The sequence below is a fragment of the Pseudonocardia sp. genome (genome assembly GCF_025965585.1).
GTDB lineage: Bacteria > Actinomycetota > Actinomycetes > Mycobacteriales > Pseudonocardiaceae > Pseudonocardia.
The window spans coordinates 22,804-30,699 of the sequence record NZ_JAOPWR010000209.1; the positions used below are offsets into that span (position 1 = coordinate 22,804).

9 protein-coding genes are annotated in these 7,896 nt (G+C 73.0%); 1 reads left to right on the plus strand and 8 read right to left on the minus strand.

Features of this window, described 5'->3' with window-relative positions; genetic code table 11:
* Positions 1-63: 63 nt before the first annotated feature.
* Genes JWR81_RS13865 through ftsH form a run of 6 tightly spaced genes read right to left on the minus strand, consistent with a single transcriptional unit; the run spans position 64 to position 5,337 of the window.
* Complete coding sequence (locus JWR81_RS13865) at positions 64-525, minus strand: DUF3180 domain-containing protein (RefSeq protein WP_297651342.1); 462 nt, start codon at positions 523-525, stop codon at positions 64-66.
* A complete protein-coding gene (gene folK / locus JWR81_RS13870; protein ID WP_297651344.1) occupies positions 522-1,019 on the minus strand; it encodes a 2-amino-4-hydroxy-6-hydroxymethyldihydropteridine diphosphokinase in 498 nt (165 codons plus the stop codon). The genes JWR81_RS13865 and folK overlap by 4 nt, the downstream gene beginning before the upstream one ends.
* Positions 1,016-1,402: a dihydroneopterin aldolase gene (gene folB / locus JWR81_RS13875; protein ID WP_297651347.1), complete on the minus strand. Its 387-nt coding sequence runs from the start codon at positions 1,400-1,402 to the stop codon at positions 1,016-1,018. The genes folK and folB overlap by 4 nt, the downstream gene beginning before the upstream one ends.
* 34 nt (positions 1,403-1,436) lie before the next feature.
* Complete coding sequence (gene folP / locus JWR81_RS13880) at positions 1,437-2,279, minus strand: dihydropteroate synthase (protein WP_297651365.1); 843 nt, start codon at positions 2,277-2,279, stop codon at positions 1,437-1,439.
* A gap of 59 nt (positions 2,280-2,338) precedes the next feature.
* Positions 2,339-2,953: a GTP cyclohydrolase I FolE gene (folE, locus tag JWR81_RS13885; protein WP_297651367.1), complete on the minus strand. Its 615-nt coding sequence runs from the start codon at positions 2,951-2,953 to the stop codon at positions 2,339-2,341.
* An 8-nt stretch (positions 2,954-2,961) separates the two neighbouring features.
* Complete coding sequence (gene ftsH / locus JWR81_RS13890; RefSeq protein ID WP_297651351.1) at positions 2,962-5,337, minus strand: ATP-dependent zinc metalloprotease FtsH; 2,376 nt, start codon at positions 5,335-5,337, stop codon at positions 2,962-2,964.
* Positions 5,338-5,653: 316 nt separating this feature from the next.
* Here ftsH and JWR81_RS13895 point away from each other — a divergent pair, with 316 nt between their 5' ends.
* Positions 5,654-6,592: a serine protease gene (locus JWR81_RS13895; protein ID WP_297651353.1), complete on the plus strand. Its 939-nt coding sequence runs from the start codon at positions 5,654-5,656 to the stop codon at positions 6,590-6,592.
* A gap of 7 nt (positions 6,593-6,599) precedes the next feature.
* Here JWR81_RS13895 and hpt read toward each other — a convergent pair whose 3' ends face one another.
* Both hpt and JWR81_RS13905 read right to left on the minus strand, forming a co-directional pair.
* Complete coding sequence (hpt, locus tag JWR81_RS13900; protein WP_297651355.1) at positions 6,600-7,157, minus strand: hypoxanthine phosphoribosyltransferase; 558 nt, start codon at positions 7,155-7,157, stop codon at positions 6,600-6,602.
* A 25-nt stretch (positions 7,158-7,182) separates the two neighbouring features.
* A partial coding sequence (locus JWR81_RS13905; RefSeq protein WP_297651357.1) for a tRNA lysidine(34) synthetase TilS occupies positions 7,183-7,896 on the minus strand: 714 nt, incomplete at its 5' end.

Consider the following 7,896-nt stretch of genomic DNA (forward strand, 5'->3'; position numbering starts at 1 on the left):
CACACCGGCTGGACGACCCACGGGACACGGCCTCGGGGCGAGCGCCGACGGTCGCCCCGCCCGTCACGTCCGGGGCGCGGCCGGGCCGTCGTCGTCCGGGGCACGGCAGCAGTGCTCCAGCCAGAGCGCCCCTCCGACCAGGACGAGCGCGCACACCAGCCCGACCAGGCCCGACGCCGTGTCGGACGCCGCCGCGGTGACGTCCCGGCTGCGCGGGACGACGTACCCGAGCAGGCCGGCCCAGGCCCCCGCGACGACCGCACCGCCCACCGCCGACGCCTTCGCGAGCACGACGGCCCGCGCCGCCACCAGAGGTTCCACCGGACGCGTGCCGGGCCTGCGGCGGATCCGGGCCCTCAGCGCGTTGCCGCCGATGAGCTCCGCCACGCCGAGCACGCCGAGTGTCACGCCGCCGAACAGCGGCAACACCGGGAGCGACCCGAAGCTCAGCCGCACCACCAGGTTCGCCAGCACCGCCACCACCAGCGCGACGACCAGCAGGTCGCGGGGCCGGGTGGGGGTCATGGCCGCAGCACCACGTCGTCGAGCCGGCGCATGCCCTGCTCGGCGTCGGGGCCGAGCGCCGCCAGCAGGCCGACCACCGGGCCGTGGCCGGGCAGGACCGCGCCGGGCTCGACGTCCAGCCACGGGCGCAGCACGGTGGCGCGCTTCGGCGTGCCCGGGTGCGGGAGCAGGAGCTCGGGGTGCTCGCTCTGCACCCCGTCGACGGTCACGACGTCCACGTCCAGGGTGCGCGGACCCCAGTGGACCTCGCGCACGCGCCCTGAGGCGTTCTCCAGCGCCTGGCCGCGGCGCAGCCAGCCCCAGGCGTCGGTGGCGTCGTCGTCGACGACCAGGACGGCGTTGAGGAAGTCGTCCTGGTCGACGCCGCCCCAGGGCGCCGTCTCGTAGACGGGCGAGACGGCCACCAGCACGTCGGCGAACCCGGCTACCGCCGCCCGCAGGTGCGCGGCGCGGTCGCCCAGGTTGGAGCCGAGCGACAGCACGGCGCGGCTCATGCCGGGATGACCCGTCCGCCATTGCGCCGCGAGCGCCGTGCCACCACGGCGACGTCGGCGAACTCCAGCGGGATGGGGGCCTGCGGCTTGTGGAGCACCACCTCGACGGCCTGCACGCGGGCGTCGGTCATGACGTCCTCGGCCACCTTGGCTGCGACGGTCTCGATGAGGTCGTAGGGTTTGCCGCCCACGATCTCCGCCGTCCGCTCGGCGAGCTCGCCGTAGTGCAGCGTGTCGGCGAGGTCGTCGGACGCGGCGGCCGGCGCGAGGTCCATCCACACCGTCACGTCGACGACGAAGTCCTGCCCGTCGCGGCGCTCGTGCTCGAACACCCCGTGGTGGCCGCGCACCTTGAGCCCGCGCAGCTCGATCCTGTCGGTCACGATGCCGCCTCCGCGGGAGTGGTCACGTCGCCGGTCATACGGGTGGATCGCCCCACCACGGCCCGCCCGTGCGGGCCCGCGACGCTCCGAGCTGCCAACCGGTGGCCACCGCCACCGCGTCCATCGACGAGGGCACGTCGTGCACCCGGACTCCCCACGCACCGGCGTGCGCGACCAGCCCGGTGATCACGGCCGTGGCCGTGTCGCGCTCCGCGGCCGTGCGCAGCGTCCCGTCGGCGTCGGCGAGCAGCGCGCCCAGGAACCGCTTGCGCGAGGCCCCGACCAGCACCGGGAAGCCCAGCGCGATCAGTACGTCGAGGCGGCGCAGCAGCGCCCAGTTGTGCGCGGCGGTCTTCGCGAAGCCCAGGCCGGGGTCGAGCACCAGCATCGCGGGGTCGACACCGGCGAGCACGGCCGCGTCGACGCGGGCCACCAGCTCCGCCCGCACCTCGCCGATCACGTCCTCGTAGCCCGCGAGCTCGTTCATGTGGGCGCTCGGGCCGCGCCAGTGCATGAGGATCCACGGCACCCGTGCCGAGGCCACCGCGGCCGCCATCGACGGATCGGCGAGGCCGCCTGAGACGTCGTTGACCAGGCTCGCACCGGCTTCCACGGCCGCCTCGGCCACGGCTGCACGGGAGGTGTCGACGCTGACCCGCACGCCCTCGGCCACAAGATCCCGGATCACCGGGACCACACGCGCCCTCTCGACCGCGGCGTCTACGCGCTCCGCCCCCGGACGCGTGGACTCGCCACCGACGTCGACCAGGTCCGCCCCGGCCGCGTGCATCGCGATGCCGTGGGCCACGGCGTGATCGTGGTCGAGGTAGCGGCCACCGTCGGAGAACGAGTCTGGCGTGATGTTGAGGACGCCCATCACCACGCACCGCCCGGGCTGGGGCAGTCCGGGCGGGTTCGTGCGGGCAGCCACCGCCGTCACCCGCTCCGGATCAGCGAGAGCGCCTCGGCGCGGGAGGTCGGGGAGGACTGGAAGAGCCCCCGCACCGCGGACGTGAACGTGCGCGACCCGGGCTTGCGAACGCCGCGCATGCCCATGCACAGGTGCTCGGCCTCGATCACGACGATGACGCCGCGGGGGTTGAGCTTGCGCACGAGGGCGTCGGCGATCTGGGCGGTGAGCCGCTCCTGCACCTGCGGACGGCGGGCGTACAGGTCCGCGACACGGGCGATCTTGGACAGGCCCGTGACCTGGCCCGACGTGCCGGGGATGTAACCCACGTGCGCCATGCCGTGGAAGGGCACGAGGTGGTGCTCGCACATGCTGAAGATCGGGATGTCCTTGACGAGCACGAGCTCCTGGTGCTGCTCGTTGAACGTCTTCTCGAGCACCGAGTCGGGCTCGGTGTAGAGCCCGGCGAAGATCTCCTCGTACGCGCGGGCCACCCGGGCCGGCGTGTCTCGCAGACCCTCACGGTCGGGGTCCTCGCCCACCGCGATGAGCAGTTCCCGCACAGCCGCCTCCGCGCGGGCGTGGTCGACCCCTGGACGGCCGTTCGTGCTGGCCGTGGGTGCCGCCGTTCCGCCGGGGATGACGGTGCTCAGCGCGACCCGTCCTCGGTCGGACCCGCGCCGTTCTCGCGCTTGGTCATGTCCGGGGCGCCCTCGGGGTGGTGTCCGTTGCCCTCGGGCTGCTGCGGAGCGGGCGGTGCCCACCCCTGCTGCGGCTGCTGCCACTGGCCTGCCGGCGGCCAGCTCTGCCCGCCGGGCGTGGTGGCGGGGCGCCAGTCCGGCGGGGCGCCGTAGTTGTGCGGCACCGCGTTCGGGTGCTGCCCCGGCTGCGGCACCGGGGTGCCCCAGCTCTGCTGCGGCGGGGTGGCCTGCTGCGGGTAGCCGCCCTGCGGGTACGGCGGCTGTCCGGGCGCGCCCGGGTAGCCGTTCGGCCCGGGGACCGGACCACCGTTGGGGCCCGGCTGGGGGACGCCGTTGGTGCCACCCGGGTAGGAACCGACGGGGGTGGGCTCGCGGACGGGCTCGATCTGCGGCGGCCAGGGCTCGCCGCGCTCCTTGGCCTGCTCGGCCGGGGTCAGGATCGGCGGCTTGTCGGACGGAGTGCGTCCGCCGAAGTCGTTGAACGCCGTGATGCGGGGTCGCTTCTCGACCTTGTCGAAGATGCGCTCGAGGTCCTTGCGGTTGAGCGTCTCCGTCTGGAGCAGCTCGAACACCAGGTCGTCGAGGACGTCACGGTAGGTGTTGAGGATCTCCCACGCCTCGGTGTGCGCCGCCTCGATGAGCTTGCGCACCTCCTCGTCGATCTCGTGGGCGACCTCGAGCGAGTAGTCGGCCTTGTTACCCATCGAGCGGCCCAGGAACGGGTCGCCCTGCTCCTGCCCGTAGCGCACCGCGCCGAGGCGGGCGCTCATGCCGTACTCGGTGACCATCGCGCGGGCGATCTTGGTGGCCTGGTCGATGTCGGACGACGCACCGGTGGTGGGCTCGTGGAACACGAGCTCCTCCGCGCTGCGGCCGCCCATCGCGAACACCAGGCGGCCGATCATCTCCGAGCGGGTCATCAGGCCCTTGTCGTCCTCGGGGACGACGAGCGCGTGGCCACCGGTGCGGCCGCGCGGAAGGATCGTGAGCTTGTAGACCGGCTCCAGGTCGGGCATGGCCCACGCGGCGAGCGCGTGCCCGCCCTCGTGGTAGGCGGTGATCTTCTTCTCCATCTCGGAGATGATCTTGCCCTTGCGGCGCGGCCCGCCGACGACACGGTCGACCGACTCCTCCAGAGCGGCCTCGGTGATCAGCGTGCCGTTCTCACGTGCGGTGAGCAGCGCGGCCTCGTTGATGACGTTGGCCAGGTCGGCGCCGGACATCCCGACCGTGCGCTTGGCCAGCCCCTCGAAGGAGACGTCCGGGGCGAACGGCTTGCCCTTGGAGTGCACGGCCAGGACCGCGCGGCGGCCGGCCATGTCGGGGACACCGACCGGGATCTGCCGGTCGAAGCGGCCGGGGCGCAGCAGCGCGGGGTCGAGGATGTCGGGGCGGTTGGTGGCCGCGATCAGGATGATGCCGCCGCGGGCGTCGAAGCCGTCCATCTCGACGAGCAGCTGGTTGAGCGTCTGCTCGCGCTCGTCGTGGCCACCGCCGAGGCCGGCGCCGCGCTGGCGGCCGACCGCGTCGATCTCGTCGACGAAGATGATGCAGGGGGAGTTCTGCTTGGCCTGCTCGAACAGGTCGCGCACGCGGGACGCACCGACACCGACGAACATCTCGACGAAGTCGGAGCCGGAGATCGTGTAGAACGGCACGCCCGCCTCACCCGCGACGGCGCGCGCGAGCAGCGTCTTACCGGTGCCGGGAGGCCCGTAGAGCAGGACGCCCTTGGGGATCTTCGCGCCCAGGGCCTGATATCGCCCGGGGTTCTGCAGGAAGTCCTTGATCTCGAACAGCTCCTCGACGGCCTCGTCGGCCCCCGCGACATCACCGAAGGTGGTCTTCGGCATGTCCTTGTTGAGCTGCTTGGCCTTCGACTTGCCGAACGACATCACCCGGTTCCCGCCGCCCTGGGCGTTGTTCATCATCCAGAACAGGATGAGCAGGACGATGCCGAGCGGAATGATGAAGATCAGGATCTGCGTGAGGAACGAGTCGCGCTGCACCGTGGTGTTGAAGGCGGGCTTGTTGGGCGCCGCCTCCAGCTTGTCGACGATGGAGCCGCTCAGCTGGGCCGGGTACTGGGTGATGAGCTGGGTGCTGCCGTCGACGGCGGTGTTGAGCGTCAGTCGCAGCCGCTGGCTGGTGTCCTCCACCAGCGCGTTCTTGACGTTGCCGGTGTCGATCTGGGCGAGCGCCACGGACGTGTCGACCTGCGTGTAGCCGCGGGTGTCGTCGAACAGAACGCTGAAAGTGAAGTAGACCAGGATCGCAGCGAGGATCCAGATCAGCGGGTTACGGAGCAGGCGCTTGCGGTCCATGCAGCTTCGGCCGAGTGCGGCCTTCACCCTCCCAGACGAGTTACGGCAGGCAGCGGGCTCAGCGCGCTGACCGGCCCCGAGTCCGCCAGGATAGCGGTCCCCTGCCCGGTCTGCGTGACGGCGCCGACGGGACGCCCCGAACCGGGGCGTGTGACGGTTCAACGATCGACCGGGGACCGGTGTTCCCGTCTCCCGGGGCGCCCGCAAGGATGCACCCATCGGGCGTCGGGGGCGATGCGAGCGGTAACCCGCCCGCGTCGGGGTCGTTGACCTCCCGATGGGCAGGAACGGGTTCGGGTTCGGGGGAGAGACACGGATGGTGCTCAGGGTTCGCGGGGTGGTGGCCGCCGCGGCCACCGTCGGGGTGGTCGGGATCGCAGCGCTGTTCGCCCCCTCCGCCACCGCGGCCACGGTCCTGCGGGCGGCCCCCGCTCCGGCGCAGGCTCCCGGCGGCTGGGCTCCCGCCGACTCCGCACCGATCCGCCCCGGCGTGCTCACCGAGACCGCGGGCGGCGGCGCGTGCACCGCCAACTTCGTGTTCACCAGCGGCAACCGCGTGTTCCTCGGCCAGGCGGCCCACTGCGGCGGCACCGGCCAGTCCACCGAGACCAACGGCTGCGACTCCGGCACGGTCCCGCTCGGCGCGGCCGTCACGATCAAGGGCGCCGACGGCCGGGACCGCACCGGCACCATGGTCTACAGCTCGTGGGTCACGATGCAGGCGGACGGCGAGTCCGACCCCGACACCTGCGCCTACAACGACCTCGCGCTCGTCGAGATCGCACCGGGCGACGTGCCCGACGTGAACCCGAGCATCCCGTTCTTCGGCGGCCCGACGGGCATCGACAGCGACGGCCTCGCGCCGGGCGAGCAGGTCTACTCGTACGGCAACTCGCCGCTGCGGCTGGGCATCAGCGCGCTCAGCCCGAAGGTCGGCGTGAGCGCGGGCGACATCGGCAACGGCCACAGCCACGTCGTCTACACGCTGAGCCCCGGCGTCCCCGGCGACTCGGGCAGCGCCTACCTCGACGCGAAGGGCGCCGCGGTCGGTCAGCTCTCCACGCTCAACCTCTCGCCGCTCCCGGTGAGCAACGGGGTGGGCGACATCGCCGGGGAGCTGCAGTACGCGAACGCCGCCGGCGGGCTCGGCGACGTCGAGCTGGTGCTGGGCACGAAGCCGTTCGACCCCACGCCCGCGGGCGTCTCGCCGCAGCAGCTGGCCGCGCCGGCCGGGCCCCCTCTCGGGGCGAGCTGATCGCGCGTCAGGCGTAGACGCTCGGGTCCAGGGTCCCGATGAACGGCAGGTCGCGGTAGCGCTCGGCGTAGTCGAGGCCGTAGCCCACCACGAACTCGTTGGGGATGTCGAAGCCCACGTACTTGACGGGCACGTCGACCTTCACGGCGTCCGGCTTGCGCAGCAGCGTGCAGACCTCGAGCGACGCCGGGGAGCGCGACTCCAGGTTCTTGAGCAGCCACGACAGCGTCAGGCCCGAGTCGATGATGTCCTCGACAATGAGCACGTGGCGACCGGCGATGTCCCGGTCGAGGTCCTTGAGGATCCGCACGACCCCGGACGACGAGGTGGACGAGCCGTACGAGCTGACGGCCATGAACTCCAGCTGCACCGGCACCGGCAGGGCGCGGGCGAGATCGGTCATGAACATCACCGCGCCCTTGAGGACGCCCACGAGCAGGAGGTCCGACGCGCCACCCGAGCCCTCGGGGCCGTAGTCGGCGCCGATCTGCTGCGCCAGCTCCGCGGTCTTGTCGCGGATCGCCTGCTCGGTGACCAGCGTCGACGCGATGTGACCGTCGTACACGGCTGCGTGCCTCCAGGCTCCTCGACTACCCCCGCGGCCAGCGGACCGGGCGCAGGGAAAGCCTGCCACGCGTCCGGACCAGCTCCAACCCGCCCGGTAGGGCGGCACCACCGCGATCAGGTCCGTGAGCTGCGAGAACGTCGGCCGAACGGAGATGCTTCTCGGTGAGTCCAGTCACTCCCCGATCCGCGAGCCACGCCCGCAGCACGCGGCGGCGCAGGGCGGGCGGCGTCCCGCGCAGCGCGGCGGTGGCCAGGTCGTCGCCATCCCGGGCGGTGCCCAGCAGCCCCGCGGCCACCGCGTCGAGCGCGTCGACGTCCTCGCGCAGCTGTGCCGCCGTCCGGGCCAGCGCCGCCGCCACACCCCCGGACAGCACGTCCTCCAGCAGGGGGAGCACCTCGTGGCGCAGCCGGACCCTGGTGAACCGCGGATCGGCGTTGTGCGGGTCGTCCCAGACCCGCACACCCAGCTCCGCGCACGCGGCCCGCGTGACCGCGCGCCGCACCCCGAGCAGCGGCCGCAGCCACGGGGCGTCCCAGGTGCGCATGCCGGCCAGCGACCGCGCCCCCGAGCCGCGGCCCAGCCCCAGCAGCACCGTCTCGGCCTGGTCGTCGAGGGTGTGGCCGAGCAGCACCACGGCGTCCGGGTGCGGGAGCGCGGCGCGCAGGGCGGCGTAGCGGGCCCGCCGGGCGGCCGCCTCGGTGCCGCCGCTGCCCGTCACGTCGACCGGGTGGACGGC